Origin of the sequence: Nostoc sp. (assembly GCF_036919615.1) — a bacterium.
In the GTDB taxonomy this organism is placed as follows: Bacteria; Cyanobacteriota; Cyanobacteriia; order Cyanobacteriales; family Nostocaceae; genus Nostoc.
Genome location: NZ_JBALCN010000058.1, coordinates 17807 through 33930, shown reverse-complemented (window position 1 = coordinate 33930; position 16124 = coordinate 17807). Strand labels below are relative to the sequence as shown.

Annotated in this window: 12 protein-coding genes and 1 pseudogene; 3 read left to right on the top strand and 10 right to left on the bottom strand. The window is 41.9% G+C overall.

Annotated elements, in window-relative coordinates:
* The 4 genes from V7K48_RS17720 to V7K48_RS17705 all read right to left on the bottom strand — a co-directional run.
* Positions 1-2373 (bottom strand): tetratricopeptide repeat protein (locus V7K48_RS17720; protein WP_335074581.1); only part of this gene is annotated, 2373 nt, incomplete at its 3' end.
* Positions 2374-2395: 22 nt separating this feature from the next.
* On the bottom strand, positions 2396-2542 hold the full coding sequence (locus V7K48_RS17715; RefSeq protein ID WP_335074580.1) for a hypothetical protein: 147 nt from the start codon (positions 2540-2542) through the stop codon (positions 2396-2398).
* A gap of 79 nt (positions 2543-2621) precedes the next feature.
* Positions 2622-2897 (bottom strand): hypothetical protein, encoded by a 276-nt coding sequence (locus tag V7K48_RS17710; RefSeq protein WP_335074579.1) that lies wholly within the window; start codon positions 2895-2897, stop codon positions 2622-2624.
* 821 nt (positions 2898-3718) lie between these two features.
* Positions 3719-4123 (bottom strand): Fur family transcriptional regulator, encoded by a 405-nt coding sequence (locus V7K48_RS17705; protein WP_334979299.1) that lies wholly within the window; start codon positions 4121-4123, stop codon positions 3719-3721.
* 144 nt (positions 4124-4267) lie between these two features.
* Between V7K48_RS17705 and purS the strand changes: the two genes are divergently transcribed.
* The 3 genes from purS (at position 4268) to V7K48_RS17690 (ending at position 5832) form a co-directional block, all read left to right on the top strand.
* A complete protein-coding gene (purS, locus tag V7K48_RS17700; RefSeq protein ID WP_335074578.1) occupies positions 4268-4546 on the top strand; it encodes a phosphoribosylformylglycinamidine synthase subunit PurS in 279 nt (92 codons plus the stop codon).
* Positions 4547-4822: 276 nt separating this feature from the next.
* Positions 4823-5497, top strand: coding sequence for a phosphoribosylformylglycinamidine synthase subunit PurQ (gene purQ, locus V7K48_RS17695; protein WP_335074577.1), 675 nt, complete (start codon positions 4823-4825; stop codon positions 5495-5497).
* A 158-nt stretch (positions 5498-5655) separates the two neighbouring features.
* Positions 5656-5832, top strand: coding sequence for a hypothetical protein (locus V7K48_RS17690; protein ID WP_335074576.1), 177 nt, complete (start codon positions 5656-5658; stop codon positions 5830-5832).
* Positions 5833-5995: 163 nt separating this feature from the next.
* Here the strand turns inward: V7K48_RS17690 and V7K48_RS17685 are convergent, their stop codons facing one another.
* The 6 genes and pseudogenes from V7K48_RS17685 to V7K48_RS17660 form a co-directional block, all read right to left on the bottom strand.
* Positions 5996-6493, bottom strand: coding sequence for a DUF427 domain-containing protein (locus V7K48_RS17685; protein ID WP_335074575.1), 498 nt, complete (start codon positions 6491-6493; stop codon positions 5996-5998).
* 280 nt (positions 6494-6773) lie between these two features.
* Positions 6774-8345, bottom strand: a complete 1572-nt coding sequence (locus tag V7K48_RS17680) for an HlyD family efflux transporter periplasmic adaptor subunit (protein ID WP_335074574.1) — start codon at positions 8343-8345, stop codon at positions 6774-6776.
* A 270-nt stretch (positions 8346-8615) separates the two neighbouring features.
* Positions 8616-11618 (bottom strand): peptidase domain-containing ABC transporter, encoded by a 3003-nt coding sequence (locus V7K48_RS17675; protein WP_335074573.1) that lies wholly within the window; start codon positions 11616-11618, stop codon positions 8616-8618.
* Between the two features lie 837 nt (positions 11619-12455).
* Entirely contained in the window at positions 12456-12695 is a 240-nt protein-coding gene (locus tag V7K48_RS17670) for a DUF4114 domain-containing protein (protein WP_335074584.1), read from the bottom strand.
* 69 nt (positions 12696-12764) lie between these two features.
* Positions 12765-12892 (bottom strand): annotated as a pseudogene (locus V7K48_RS35065) (beta-ketoacyl synthase N-terminal-like domain-containing protein); the annotation flags it as partial.
* Between the two features lie 242 nt (positions 12893-13134).
* A complete protein-coding gene (locus V7K48_RS17660; RefSeq protein WP_335074571.1) occupies positions 13135-15810 on the bottom strand; it encodes an alkaline phosphatase family protein in 2676 nt (891 codons plus the stop codon).
* Positions 15811-16124: the final 314 nt, after the last annotated feature.

Genomic DNA, 16124 nt, shown 5'->3' with positions numbered 1-16124 from the left:
TCCCCGACTGGAGTAAGCATTTCCCCGACCAATGTAGGCATATGCGTACTTTGAATTTAGTCTAATTGCTTCATTAAAATCTTTAATTGCTAGCTCATAATCATCCTTATTATTGTTAGCATCTCCCCGACTGGAGTAAGCATTTCCCCGACCAATGTAGGCATATGCGTACTTTGAATTTAGTCTAATTGCTTCATTAAAATCTTTAATTGCTAGCTTATAATCATCCTTGTTATTGTTAGTATTTCCCCGACTGGAGTAAGCATTTCCCCGACCATTGTAGGCATATGCGTACTTTGAATTTAGTCTAATTGCTTCATCATAATCTTTAATTGCTAGCTCATGATCATCCTTGTTATTATTAGCATCTCCCCGACTGGAGTAAGCATTTCCCCGACCATTGTAGGCATATACACTTGTTGGAGCAAGTCTAATTGCTTCATTATAATTTTTAATTGCTAGCTCATAATCATCCTTGTTATTGTTAGCATCTCCCCGACTTAAGTAAGCATTTCCCCGACCATTGTAGGCATATTCATTTTTCGGAGCTAGTCCAATTGATTCGTTAAAATCTTTAATTGCTAGCTCATAATCATCCTTGTTATTGTTAGCATCTCCCCGACTAAAGTAAGCATTTCCTCGACCGTTGTAGGCATATGCACTTGTTGGCGCAAGTCTAATTGCTTCATTATAATCTTTAATTGCTAGCTCATAATCATCCTTGTTATTGTTAGCATCTCCCCAATTTTGGTAAGCATTTCCTCGACTGGAGTAAGCCTCTGCATTTTGGTTGGCAAGTCTAATTGCTTCGTTAAAATCCTTAATTGCTAGCTCATAATCCTTGTTATTATTGTTAGCATTTACCCGACTGGAGTAAGCAATTCCCCGACCATTGTAGGCATCTGCATTTTGATGAGCAAGTCTAATTGCTTCGTTAAAATCTTTAATTGCTAGCTCATAATCCTTGTTATTATTGTTAATATCTCCCCGATTGGTGTAAGCATCTCCCCGACTGGAGTAAGCCTCTGCATTTTTTGGATTGTCTTTAATCACTTCACTCAAATCTTTGATTGCCTTCTCATAATCATTATTGTTTTTGTTAGCATATCCCCTTTGTGTATAAGCTTTTCCACGAAAAAAATAGGCTGATGTATGCTTATAGCCAAGGTTGATTGCTCTACTAAAATCTTCAATTGCCTTATCAAAATCATCATAATTATATTCAAGGATTCCTCGGTCAGTGTAAGCTATTGCAGATTCAGGGCTGCGTTTAATTATTTTATTAAGATATTCTAGTTTTGAGCGATACTTAGAGTCACGACGCTCACCTTTGCGATAGGCCGTAAAGCCTATACGACTACAATTTTTATTGGAGACTTCCCCATCAAACCCACTTTTTGTGCGGCATAAAGTAGCTTCTTCCAATTGATACTCACTAACGATGGCACGTGTTAGATCACTACCTGTTAAATCAACATCCTTCAAATTAGCGTCAGTTAAATTAGCTTTTGCTAAACGAGTATTAACTAGGAGTGTGTTTTCTAATTTTGCTTCTTCCAAGTTCGCTTCTTCCAGGTTCCCATCACTTAAATCGGCATCCTGCAAATCAGCATTTGTTAAATCTACACCTTTTAGATTAATCTTTCTCAGACTGACATTATTTAATTTGGCATTCTCTAAATTAGCTCCCTCTAAGTTAATTACACTCTGACCATCTATTAACTCAATTAAGTGTGCTTCTATCAAAAAATTGACAACCTCTCCCCGTCGCTCCCCATCCATCTGACGCAGTACTGTCAAAGTTCTAGTACGTGCAGCATTCCGTGCTGGGTCTTGTTTTTCAGAAGTCCTTAACTTCTTGTCTAATAGGAGAGTATTCATTGCATCCAGATAGTTTTTCAGCGTCTCCTGTTGATATCGCTCATTAGCAATATCCTGCTGTTTTATGTTAAAGATTTGCGTTCCTCCGAATACAGCTAGTGGAATTGAGATGCCAATCAGGAGTTGTGCAAAGTCCCAGCCTTTTTTCTCACTAATCCCCGTCCATTGTATAAATCGCCTCCAGCATGACGAGTTCCAACTCTTCATAGCATCATTCCAATCATCTAGAGATGATCGTTTATCGCTATCTCGTGTTTTTTGTAGGCGAGCTTGCCATATTTTATAAGCTTCTGCTTGGATTGCCTCTGTTTTAAGTTTTTCAATTGCTGCATATAAAATATCACTAGGAGCTTTATAAATCTGAGTACCCCAAGGTGGAGGATCAGAAGAACGCTCATTCCATATCTCACGAGCTTTTGTTTCGACCTGCTCTACTGTAAATCGGGTACGCTTGCCAGAATAAACAAACCGTTTTTTCCGAAGGTTCGGCATGATATTCCCTGTCTTGGTATTTTCAAGTTGGATAAATTCCTGCTACTTTTCTAGTGATTAATTCAAATGCTTCTCTATTTTGAGCGCGTTCTAAAGCCACCCGAATTTTTCTGACTTTCTCATCCACGCGCTGCTTGTTTGTATTTCTAGGATTAGCTGATAAAATCAAAGTCTTTTCTTCATTAGGATTTTGTCTTTCTGAATTTAAAATTATTATCGAGGTATTTGTTGGTCAATAGCAATCACTTTCAAAACCCAATTACCGAAACAGCTTTCTTCCGTTGCTCTGGAGTAACTTCCAAATACCGCTGCAAAGTTCCCAAGTCATTATGACCGCTAATTTGGGGTAGATATAGCATAGCTGACATCAGGGGTAACAGCCCTAACCGAGCAAGGAAGTTGCGAAGCTGTGGCTCCCAAATTTCTTTGTCTGTCCCGCTTTCATCCTCAAAGTAAGAAACAGCATCACCTGGGTTGCTTAAACGGTGTAGGAAGCGCAAAAACCGCTCTCCTCCCTTCGGCATCACTTTTGATGTTAAGTCTCGTAACTCAATTTAGATGCGTGTAACGTTGTTGCTTGATTGTGATTACTGCGATCGCCTGCCTGAAATTCCAAACCAACGCTCATATCAAAGGGCGGCTCTGCACTGAATGATGAAACCTAGCCACAGCCTGATATTTCCTCTAACGGGACTTAAACATTTTTTCGGGAGAAACAAGCCTCAAATCTATGCAGGGTAAGGGAAATACACCAAAGGCTCAAAAATAGCCCAAACCCAGAGATATCAAGAAACTAACCAAAGCGATGTCAAAGTATTTCTGTATATAGATTTGAGGCTATTTTTGGGGTATTTTTTGTCTAAGTCCCATTAAGAAAAGTAAGGCAAGTGATCGCACCCCAACTACAGGCAGACAGCTATATATATAGATAAAGTTCTGCATCGTCAGCTGTTGCGAGTGCTAGAAAACTCTGCCTTTGAGGGAGATTTTTCAGAATGTGTAGAGCAGAAAATAAAGGGTGAGATTGAAAACCAAAAGGGGCGAGATTCTTAGAGGATCTTCACAAGGCTATCGCTTTTTACAAAACTTTACATGGTGTAATATGAATCAAAAAACTTGTCCATTTTATGTACAACGCACTTCTGGAAATTGCCAGTGCCAAAACATTTTTTGAGGGTGAGAAGAAATTAACTGCGAAGTTGCAGACGTATTTAGTTGCTTGAGTTTTATTTGAATAAAGCATTTATTACAGCAAAATTCAGGAGCAAAGCCGGAGAGACTCTGCGGCTTGGCGTCAGAATTCAGAAGTAAAACACGCTTTATTCCTCTGATAGAATTGGGATGATTATTGACTAATCTCAGTAGCTTGATTTACCTGGCATTCGCTGCACAACCCAAAAAACTCTAGGGTGTGGTAAAAAACTTTAAACTTATGACTGGATTCTAACTGGTCTTCTAAGTCATGCACGGGGCACTGATTAATCGGAATTGAGACACCACATTGCAAGCAAGTAAGGTGATGTTTGTCTTGCTGGGCTAGGCTATAGAGGGCTTCACCGTTAGCCAAATTCCGCACTTGTACCATGCCTTCGAGTTTTAAAGCTTCTAGGGAGCGGTAAACTGTCGCTAAACCCATGCTCTGATTAGTATTACGTAGTTCTACGTAAATATCCTGGGCAGAGATGCCTTTTTTGATAGTTTTCAGTAGGTTGAAAATACGCTCTTGACTGCGGGTGCGTATGGCTCTCATAGACAATTATTTAAATATGCCACTGTAGTTGAAGCTGTTAGATGGGCTAATTGATCAATTAACTTTAACCGCTTCGTAATCTTATTTTCACTCAGTTGGAACAGAAAGTTATAGTATAGCGATCGCAGCATTCAGCAAAAGCCCGTGCAAACCAAGTATCTAGCCAAAATTTTCGTGACGCTTCGTCCTTCAGTCTTAGACCCCGCAGGTGTGGCTGTACAATCCGGTCTTAAGCAACTGGGATACGAGAACGTTGACCAGGTGCGGATTGGCAAGTACATCGAACTCACCATCACCTCGACTGATGAGAAAAAAGCGCGTCAAGACCTCGATCGCATTTGTGACCAAATGCTATCAAATCCCGTAATTGAAAATTACTGCTTTGAGTTAATTGAGGTCGAAACACAGACTGGGGTATTTTAGGGCATTGGGCATGGGGGCATTGGGCATTAGTTATTCTCTTGTCCCCTTGTCCCCCTGCTTCCCACTCCCATTGACCAGAAAAAAAAGGTACAAGCCTCTAAATTTATTTATGAAAAATAAAAAAATGTATTTTGAGACACGTAGTACAAGAAATACTACGTCAGTTGACTCAGAGCAACTAAATTTATTTATGGGGTTCAAAATGTTTGATTTTTGACTTTTGACTTTTGACTTTTGACTTTTGACTTTTGACTTCCCCGAAGGGGCTGACTAATCATGAAATTTGGTGTTGTTGTTTTTCCAGGTTCTAATTGCGATCGCGATGTTGCTTATGTAACGAGAGATTTGCTCTTACAACCAACTCGCATGGTTTGGCATCAAGAAACAGATATTGCTGATTTGGATGTCGTGATCATACCTGGTGGCTTTAGTTACGGGGATTATCTGCGCTGCGGTGCGATCGCCCGTTTTTCACCCGTGATCCAGCAGGTTGTCAAACATGCCCAAAAAGGTAAATTTGTCATTGGTATTTGCAACGGTTTTCAGGTATTAACTGAAGCTGGACTTTTGCCAGGGGTGTTGACTAGAAATCGAGATTTGCATTTTATCTGCGATCGCGTTCCCTTGAAAGTTGAGCGGACTAATCTCTCATGGACGCAAGCTTATACCAATAGTGAAGTTATCACTTTGCCCATTGCCCACGGAGAAGGACGATTCTACGCTGATCAAGCCACTCTCGCAGAAATTGAAGACAACGGGCAAGTCGTGTTTCGCTATGAAGGGGAGAATCCTAACGGTTCACTGAACAACATTGCCGGGATTTGCGATCGTCAGGGTAATGTGTTGGGGATGATGCCGCACCCAGAAAGGGCGTCAGATGCGATGTTAGGGGGTAGCGATGGCTTGAGGTTGTTTCAAGGATTGTTAGAGCAGGTAGCGGCATTAGCGTAGAGCAAATATCGAGCAAGTATCTTGGATTAGAGAGCGATCGCTCTCTGAAACAGGACTTACGCACAGGTAACGGAAAATCGTAGACGCATACTCCTACGGAGAAGCAAGCTACGTGTAGCGTCTGTCTGCGACACGCTGCGCGAACGTAGAGAAGCGGCTTGCCGCAGGCTACCGCAGAGTCCGCAGAGAAGCCAGTGCGTCCTTCTCCCTTGGCGTTAGCCTCTCCCTTTGGGAGAAGGGGAGACGCCTTGGGCGATAGCGCAGCGGTAGCGAGCCTGCGAGCGTCTGCGGTTAAGAGACTTGTACCCCTCCGGGGAAGCAAGCTACGCTCTTAGCGTTCCTGTAGGGTAGCAACTGGCGCGACACGGAGAAATAAGAGTTTCAGAGAGTTCTTGCGTAAGTCCTATGAAAGATAGAACGCTTGGGTTAAACTTTTTTCTATCTCCTTGTCCCCCCTGCCTGCTTTAACAGATAAATTTCCTTAACCCAAGCGTATTATCACCATCCCCAAGTACCAGGAGCGCCTTTGAAAGGCCCAACAATATCACTGGTGATCCAACCGCCGTAGAAGTTACCTGGTTGTGGTTGCACCTCTTCGCCATTCACGTAGCATTTATCCATTACATGAGCATAAAAAGCTACGTAGTCCTTGAGAGATTCAAACGCTGGTGTAGGGTTAGGGTATAACCAGGCAGCATTATGGACTTCTTTTTCACCAACTCTAATTGTGTAGTAAATAGCACTTCCCTTCCACTCGCAAAAGCTAGACTGTGGTGTCAGTTGCAAATATTCCATTTTGATATCCGCAGGGGGAATGTAGTAAGAAGGAGGATGACTAGTTTCTAAAACACGTTTGGCGTTGTGGGTATCTGCAATTATTACTCCGTTAAAGATTATTTGGATATGTTTACTTGTGTCCTCTAGACGAGGAGGACGGGGGTAATCCCAAACTGATTCTTGTCCGGGAGCGGGTTCGATGCGTTGAGAATTAACCATCGTAAAATCTTGATGTGTGATAGGCTTTTAACAATTTTCTCTCAGCTTTATGATCAAGTGATGTCTACAACGGGCGTAGCTGCGGCTCCATCACATCAAGTCTTAGCTGCAAGCAGCGATGAATTTGCGTCACTGATAGCGTAATACGCTTGGGTTAAAGCTAAAACTCTTTTAGGACTTACGCATAACTCTCTAAAACTCTTATTCCTTTGAGCTAGTAAGAGCTTCTCGTCGAGAGCGTCACAGCCTGTTGTAGAGATCACTTTTACAAATTAACAAATTAACGTACCTCTTTAAGAGTATCAATTTGCTTGGTAAACAACTCAGTAAATAAACTCAGCACAGTCCGTTCTTCGCGCACTTTTATATTGGCACTGATGGACATACCTGATTGCAAATTGACGTTTTTACCTTTAATCACTAAGGATTGTTTATTCAATGAAATTTTTGCCGGAAATCTATAAAACTGATGTGTTTGGTCTGGCGGTAATGCGTCTGATCCCACGCCAAGCACTTCTCCTTTGATATCGCCAAACTCGCTGTAAGGAAAGGAGTCAATTCTGACATCAACCTTCATGCCTTTTCGCACAAAACCAATATCTTTGTTAGTAATAAAAACTTCAGCTATATAGTTTTCATTTGGGACAATTTGCAGCAGTTTTGTCGTTGGAGTCGCTACAAATCCAGGGTTTTTTGCTTGTAAATCGAAAACTGTTCCAGCTACAGGCGCACGGAGTTCTTCATATCTAACATTTAACTGTGATTGAGAGATTTTACTATTCACATCTGCCAAACGCTGCTCATTATCCAGCAGAACTTTCATGAATTGGCTATCGATTGTGGCAATCCGCTGTTTGTTATCAGCTATCTTATCCAAAATGCTTTTATCAGAAACAGCTACCGTATTACTTAACTCTTGTTGTCCTTTTTCTATATCAAACTGGAGGCGTTTACCTTCCTCACCTAGTTGTGCTACTTCTGCCGTGCGGTTTTGTACTTCTTGTTGCTGGTTGAGATACTGAAGTTGAGAAATGCCACCTTCTTCTGCTAATATCTTCAGCTTATTTAAAATTCCCTGTTGAATAGCTAAACTTGCTTTACTATCTTCCCGCTTAATTTGATTTTGAGTCAGTTGCTTTTTGGTTTTTTCTACTTCCAATTGCGCCGCCAAACTGCGAGAATCTAATTCCTTTTTGGCAACTTGTAGAAGTTGTTGTTCATCAATTCCTAAAGCATAATCTTGACCAGATTTTTTTAATTGAGTCCGTAATAACTCATTTTCTCCAACTAACGCTGCCCGACTTTTCAGCAGAAAAGCAGTTTCTTGTGGTAAATTACCGCGCAAATATAACAATTCCGATCCCGTTGCGTTACTTGCACCCATCAATCGGCGATAAATCTGGTTTTCTTTAATTAATGCAATGCGAATTTTATACAAAGAATTTAATTCAGCAACAGAAGCAATGGAATCAAAAGTCAGCAACAAATCTCCTGGCTTTACTTCTTGTCCATCTTTAATATTAACCGTTTTCACCACTCCACTAACAGGAGCTTGAACATCTTTGACTGTTCCTTGCGGTTTTAATTGCCCTGTTGCTGGCACTACTTGCTCAATTTTGGCAAAATAAGCCCAAGCAATTGCAAAACAGGCTAGCCCCATTAGGGTTACCATGATTGTACGCGACCAAATTGGAGATTGGCGCAAGACAATGGATTGCTCAAATTCCTGAGTGTTTGAGTTAATTAAAGGCTTTTGAGCAGCTTTTTGTTGTTTTGTAAGTACCCGTGAATCTTGCTTGACTCCGTTTTTATGATTGCTGCCGTTGAGGTGATTCCCATTAAGTTGAGTCATAACGATTTTGGATTTTGGATTTTAGATTTTGAGAAAAGTCTGAGCGCCGGCTGACGGCGTTGGCGCAGCCTGCGGTTTGACTGAACGCTCGGCGAACGTCCGCAGCTATCAGAACTTTGGAGATTTTTTGTCGGGTGGGCACTATTTATCGATGCTGAAAACCTGGATTTTGATATTCTATGAAAGCGCCTACTCTACGCTGATTGCTGCATCTATAAAATGTTGGTCAAACAGAGAATTTTCAGATGTCATGTCCCCAGCAATGACTAATTACAAGTTTACATCTTGTTGTTGATACAGGTAATAATAATGACCTTTTGTAGCCATTAATTCTTGATGGCTGCCTTGTTCTATAACCCTGCTATTATCCATGACGACGATCATATCTGCATTACTTACGGTGTTTAGTCGGTGGGTAATAAAAAATACGGTATCACCCTTGAATGCTTTGGCTAAATTGAGACATATTTGTCGCTCTGTGGGATAATCTAATGCGCTAGTTGCTTCATCTAAAACTAATAATTTTGGTCGTTGTAAAACAGAGCGGGCAATCGCAATTCTTTGTCGTTGTCCACCTGAAAGTGCAGAACCCCGTTCTCCCACCCGCGTGTTGTAACCGTTGGGTAAGCTCATTACAAACTCGTGGGCGCACGCAACCTGAGCCGCTTCGATAATTTCTTCGGTTGTTGCATCGGGATTCGTCAGAGCAATATTTTCCTGAACGCTGCCGTCAAACAATAATGTCTCTTGGGGAACCACACCTATCTGCCGTCGCAGTGAATAAAGTTCTATTTTGGCAATATCATAACCATCAATCAAAATTCTGCCGGACTCAGTTTCGTAAAGTCTAAGCAGTAACTTCATCATCGTACTTTTACCAGAGCCACTTTGTCCGACAATACCGATAAATTGACCTGGAGCAAATTCGAGGGTGACATTAGAAAGTTGCAGAGGGCCAGTTGTGCCAAAGCGGAAGGAAACATTTTCGTATTTGACTGCTCCCTTGATCGTAGGTAAGGGTATATTGTAGCGGTCTGTTTCTCCTTCTTGTGGTGTATCAACAATATCGCTTAAACGCTCTAAAGACAAGGCAGTTTCTTGGAAGCTTTGCCAGAGTTGAGCCAAGCGCAATATTGGGCTGGTGACGTAACCCGATATAATCCTAAAGGCAATTAATTCGCCTAAAGTTAAATCTCCTTGGAGTACCAGATAAGCTCCTACCCACAAAACTAGTAAGCTGCTGAGTTTGTTGAGAAAGTTGCTGGTAGAATTGGCGAGGGTGGAAGTTACAACCGTTTTAAAACCAGCAGCGACAAACCGAGCGTAACGCTCTTGCCAGGAAAAGCGCGATCGCAATTCAATATTTTGCGCTTTTACTGTTTGAATTCCTGACATCACCTCCACTAAATAAGATTGAGTTTCGGCGTTGCGTTCGGCTTTACCACGTAACTGTCTGCTAATGGTGGGAGAAGCAATTAAGATCACAATCACAAACACTGGAATCGTGCTTAAACCTACCAAGGTGAGTTGCCAACTGTAAATCAGCATCACACCGATATAGACCACCGAAAACAGAGCATCTAACCCCACTGTTAAGGCAGTACCCGTGAGGAATTGACGGATATTTTCTAATTCGTTGATCCGAGTGGAAAGTTCACCCACCGGTCGGCGTTCAAAGTAGCGCAGTGGTAAACGTAGTAAGTGGTCGATGATTTCCGACCCTAAACTCATATCGATCCGATTAGTGGTATCGACAAATAAGTAGGTTCGTAAGGTAGTCAACACTGCTTCAAATATCCCGACTACTAATAGCAAAACCCCCAAAATATGTAGAGTACCAATACTATTTTGAGTGATAACTTTGTCGATAATTAACTGGACGACCAGAGGATTTGCCAACGCTGCCAACTGCACAAAAAAGGAAGCAACAAAGACCTCTATCAGGACTCGACGGTAGCGTGATAAATAGGGCAGAAACCACCGTAAACTAAAGCGCTCTTGGGGTGTTTCTTTGGTAGCGGTGAGCAGTAATACCTTAACTTTGGGCGGAAAGTCGGTTGGATCAACATCTAATTGTTCAACCAATTGGGCGGGTTTGCAGCGCACAATTCCTTCGGATGGGACACCCACAACCACACTATTTGCATCCGCTGCATATAAAACTGCAAAATTATCATCATAGCGAATCAATGCCGGTGTAGGAATGCGCGTCACTGAGGCGATTGGTAGCTCTATCAATTGCGCCTTAAGTCCGATTAACTCTGCCAGGTAAGCAGTAACTTGAAACGATATTGTACCCTGACGTTTGACTTGCTCAGTTAAGATGCGGCGAACTACCTCTCGACGAAACGGCATTTCTAGGTGCTTCGCGATCATTTGGAAGCAGGCGAAGGCTGTATTTAGTTCTCCCTGACCACTAAAAAACGGGTATTTCTGTTTTGACGAACTGTTTGAGGTCTGGGGGACTGTCTGTGGAACCATTTCGTCCGATGCATAGGGAATATCTACTTCCTCTGCACTATCTGATTTGGTGTCACTTACCACAAGTTCTATCTGATGACTATCTTCCAAGATCAAATCTGACGGATGTATACCAAGCAACCGTGCGGGGTTTTGACCTATGACCTGGATCTTGTCTCTGTCATCCTCCGATTCTAAGCGATCGCCAGGTGATAGATTCGTTACTGTCCCACCCCCACTCACAAACCAGACCCTTTCGCTATCCAGTTGGTTGAATGAAGTTTTTCCTGGAGGGAGGTAATGTATTTTTGCCTGTGGTAAGGCGTTTTCGGCCAGTTCTCTGAGATTTAAAGTAGCGATCGCTTGCTTTTGCCAATAAGAACTGAGAATATCAAAAACTTCCATCAAATAACTGCGGTTTTTGCGAACATCGGCAAAAGCTGGGTATAAACCAAGAAAACTAAAATATGCCGATGCACTTAAGGTTAAACATACTACTTCGGTGGAGGCGATCGCTGTCTCACAGGCGATATCGCGCAACAAACCAATTTCGCCAATAATTTCCCCAGGTTGCAGTAATTTTAGGGTGATTGGCATTTGCGTCTGGGGGTCGTATCCCAACAGGCGCACTTGTCCCTCATAAATTATGGTGATGTGTTCCGGGAGACTTTCTTTACCGATGATTTTCTGACCTATGCGATAGCGCCAGGCTTGCAGCTGTTCTGATATATTGGCGATCGCCGCATCTGGTAACTGATCAAACCCTTCAAGGGTGGTGAGAAATTCCGGAAAAGTGTTCTTAATATAAGTCATATAAAACTTGTCGTTGGTAAAAGTCAGGAATAAAGCCGGAAAATATTAGGGAGTCTCTCTTTTACTAACAGTCGCAGTGTTTGATTTTATGCCAGTAGCAGCAAAACTTCTCTGCCATTCAGTATACCTAAATATGTAAAAGCACAGAGGGTAGCTTCGTCTAATTGCATACCTACATTCTGATCACAGAGTTACAACTGTTATACAGTGTTCAAAACAAAGATAGTGTAAATAGATCGAGGACAACTTCTCACTTAGTTTATACTACATAATTTATACTATCTTAAAATCAATATTTAGTATTGCAAGTATGCACAATGGATACTGATCATCAAACCAAGATACAGAAATGCGGTTTTTAATTTATGATAATCAACATGAAAATATCACATATACTTTTCTAAGTAAATACCCTATTTCAGAATTGTGTAATAAATAAAACTTTAAATTTCTGAATAATTTTTTACAAATTCTTAAATATAGGGATTGACAGTATCACTGATGGCGAAAGACAGTGAACTTTCCTTGATAAGCAGTGTCATGCCCGATTTAGGAAAGAATTCTCGATCATTTTTTTGCTAGCCTATTTTAATAAAAATCAACTAGAAAAGTAAAGGTGAAGATTTTTTCTCATTGTAAAGGAATCAACTACTAAATTTATGAAGGAAAGACAATAACTGCCTTCAGTAAATTTACTAGTTTAATTAATATCGAGTTCATCTAATCGCTATGTATAAAATAACTTTATCCCGCTTGCAGAATGAAGTTGTTCCATTTTGCTAAGTAATTACTGAACTTAATATTACGCAGCATTGATACTCAAATTTACCTAGACAATCACATCGTTGTAATCGTTGTCACTACCATTGGTAAATCCTCAAAACCAAAGGTATTATTTCCTAACAGCCGAATGTGATCTACTTTAAATGAGTTAGCAGCCAAGAATGCGAAGTAAACATTCTTATTGGTATTGTGATTGAGAATTGCATCGGGTCTACCATGCACAATAATAAATGGTGCAAACAAAGAATTAGTCCCGAAAGTGCGAGTGTATTTTGCAGTACCTTGGTTGTCCACTGTCAAGTCAATGCCTCCAACACGCCCACACACAGAGGCTTGGACGTAACCAGCCTCCTAACAATGAACGTCATTATTGATAATAGATCCCCGAATTACAGCATAGATGCGATCGCATCTTCTAAACGCTTGAGGACGACCAGCCCTAGGCCATTATTGAACATTGTGCCCTGAGCGCTGGCATCAAAGGAACGACAAGCCACATAACGCTGTTTTGGGGTATGGGCTTGATAAACCAACTCCAGAAAAACTCTGGTGTGAGTCCATAACCACACTTCGGAGGTAGGTTGGACTCCAGGGTATGACCAGCGAAATAAATGTAGAGTGGGCATTGCAATGCCCAGCTCACAATAACTAACTATTTGCTGTAGTCTACACAATTGAAAACTGCTGTTTCAACTGGATAGTTATTTCCACCACGCTCTATTAGGCGAACAGACTAAGCCACGACGCTAGCAGAAAAAACGAAATCATTTGCAGTCAGACTAGTTGAGGTAATTCCCAGCAATGAAGCCAACTCTGTATTTCCGGTTTTGACGAGAGTGTCACTACCCTGCTGCAACAGTGTTAGCCCACTAAACTGAGTCACACCAATACCGCCCAGCCCGATTTGATCAATCCCGATTGTAAAGTCAGTAATAATGTTCTTACTAGCTGGCAGACTGGCGTTAGCAATCCAGAACTGGTCAGCACCAGCACCACCACTCAGGCGATTACCGCCCTGTTGACCAGCAAATAGCACATCATCACTATCACCACCAAATACCGAATCATTCACATTGGAGAAGAGTTTGTCATCCCCAGAGCCACCGTAGAGACGGTTATTGCTACCTTGACTCTTGAGGGTGTCGTTGCCTGAGCCGCCGAAGGACAGTTGACGAGTTCCTTCAACTACTGTCAAAGTATCATTACCTGCTGCCCCAAACAAATTATTACTACCATTGGCTTCAACGACAGTAATTTCGTCATCACCAGCACCACCATCAGCACTAGTGTTGTTAGCAGGGCCATTTACGCCAATCAAGACTTGATCATTACCGTCTCCTGTGGACACTGAGGAGTTGCTGCCGACCACTACCGTTTCATCACCTTTCCCAGTCAGGATTGTGTTACCTTTATTACCTTCTACAAAGTCTGCTCCGTCACCTGTGAATAAGGTTTGATTTGACTTGAGGGTAACATCATCACTACTTTTAGAACCAAATTCAACATCTAATGTTGTTAGTCCATCGGTGCGACCAGGAAATCCTGCTGCTGTAAAGTACTGAGTATTGCCTACATTTTGAGCATTGAGAATTGTTGTTTCACCATTAGGAGCTTTTTCTGAAGTCAAAGTTCCTTTTGTGAAGGAGACTGAATCAGTCCCTCCCACCAGTGCTTCTGTGATGGCACGACCTTTCAAATCGCCATTACTGGGAATGTTCAAACCCAGAATACGAGCAAGTGTAGGCGTTACATCAGCATTGCTGACGGGTGCATAGTCCACATAGCCTTTTTTAAAGTCAGGGCCAATAGCCTCCATGTTATTGAAGGTATCACCTCGACCAAAGCTGCCATGCATTCCCTGCCCTTGCTGCAAAGTTGTATCAGCAATCTCTACCTGAGCTTGAGGGTTGTTTGGGTTGTTTGGGTCGGTGCTAAAGGTTTTGAAGTTGATCACAATAGATGGAACAGGTGTTTTAGCATCACCTTTTAGCCCGATCGCACTCAGTGGTAAAGCACCTGGAATAGTTCCATAGGCATCGTTTACGAAAATACCACTAATGTAGTCTTTTTGCGAGAGCAAATTCACTACTTGTTTAGCTAGGTCAGCATTGCCATTAGGTAAATAAATTAAGTCAGATCCACCGTTAGCAGCTACAACTATCTTTGTGCCTAAGTCGAGTTGGCCATTGATTACCTGACCTGTACCACCAATTACACCATTCCCAGAAATAGGACGTTGACCTTTTGTAGCATCAACAGTCGCATATTGGATGTGCTTGAGGTCTGGGGGAAGGCTCGTAGGGTTAGGATCGTATAGGGGTAGACCTAGATCATGAGCCAAATCAATAGCAACAAAGCCTGCTGGTAGAAATCCCGGATTTACGCCCGCGTATGTTTGGGTAGCAGCATAACTTGTAGTTTTTGTGCCTTGGCTATCAATAACTTGTTTGCTGATGGTAGAAAAACCATGGTCGGAAGTAATAAAGACATCAGTAGTCTTGTCCAAGCCTGTACTCTTGAGATAGTCAAGAAGTTGCTTTAAATTATCATCAGCATTTTTGACCCCAGCTTTTGAAGTAGGGCCATTGATACCTGGTGTCAAGGTGTTTAAGCTATCACCCTGATTGTGTTGAGTGCCATCGGGATCTCTTGACCAGTAGACCAGTGCGAATGGTTTACCCTCTTCCTTAAACTTGGGTAAAATTACTTTGGTTGTGGCATCTGCAAAGTATTGTTGTTGAGCCACATTGGCATTCAGGGTGCCAGGAGTTGTGTTGTTACCAGCTGGCTGGACTCGCAGTGTCGGTTTTATGTTTAAACCAGCGGCTTGTAAGCGATTGACAATATCTTGAGCAAGTGGAACAGCAGAAGGTGAACCAGCGGCTGTAGTCGGCGGTGTTGCACCATTTGTACTGTCATCAATAATTATTGTTTTGGGAGTAGGAATAGTACCGGTAGTACCACCTTTGCGGTTAACTTGTGTAACATCTTGAATCGCAACGGGCCCTAATTTACCAACTGCTGCTGTGTTGAAACCCTGCGATCGCGCGTAAGCTAGGAGTGACTCCTCATCTAAAAAATTGTTACCGGGAAACTTTTCATCAATATCCCCCAGAACCGCATCATTTTCAATGAATGGCGTTACACTACCATTGGCATTAGGACTAGGAAAACCAGTGTAGATGGTATTACTAAAGTCACCTGTATCACCAAGATAATGCCCCGTTGCGATCGCAGAAGCATTCGGGGTGGTAAATGTCGGAAATAGCGAATGACTATTGGCAAAACTAACTCCCTGCTGACGGATGCTATATAAAGTTGGGGTATCAGTGGGGTTCACAGAACCGTTACGCAATCCATCTGCAACAAAAATAATGACATTTCTACCGTTGCCGTTTGTATCAGCCATACCGACTACTCCTTAAGTATTGTGAGCTACGATTAATCGCAGCAATTGTGTGTATATAGACTGAGGGATTAATTACACTCAACCCAAGCAAAAATTGTTGGCTACAAAAACCTAAGTAGTGTTTGGTGACAAAATGCTTAGTATCCACACAAATCAGTGCAGACAATTAAATGAATGTAACTCTAGTCACTGCCTCAAAAGATAGTTGTTCAATGTTTAAGGAAAGTTATGAACCAGTTAAAATTTTGGACTGAACGCTCCATTTCATTGCGATCGCCTACGGCGGGCGGAACGCCATCGCAGTCCCATATAGT

Coding starts and splice junctions, on each gene's coding strand:
- V7K48_RS17710 (WP_335074579.1), bottom strand. CDS start 2,897: ATGCCGAAGGGAGGAGAGCGGTTTTTGCGCTTCCTACACCGTTTAAGC.
- V7K48_RS17705 (WP_334979299.1), bottom strand. CDS start 4,123: ATGAGAGCCATACGCACCCGCAGTCAAGAGCGTATTTTCAACCTACTG.
- purQ (WP_335074577.1), top strand. CDS start 4,823: ATGAAATTTGGTGTTGTTGTTTTTCCAGGTTCTAATTGCGATCGCGAT.
- V7K48_RS17685 (WP_335074575.1), bottom strand. CDS start 6,493: ATGGTTAATTCTCAACGCATCGAACCCGCTCCCGGACAAGAATCAGTT.
- V7K48_RS17680 (WP_335074574.1), bottom strand. CDS start 8,345: ATGACTCAACTTAATGGGAATCACCTCAACGGCAGCAATCATAAAAAC.
- V7K48_RS17675 (WP_335074573.1), bottom strand. CDS start 11,618: ATGACTTATATTAAGAACACTTTTCCGGAATTTCTCACCACCCTTGAA.
- V7K48_RS17660 (WP_335074571.1), bottom strand. CDS start 15,810: ATGGCTGATACAAACGGCAACGGTAGAAATGTCATTATTTTTGTTGCA.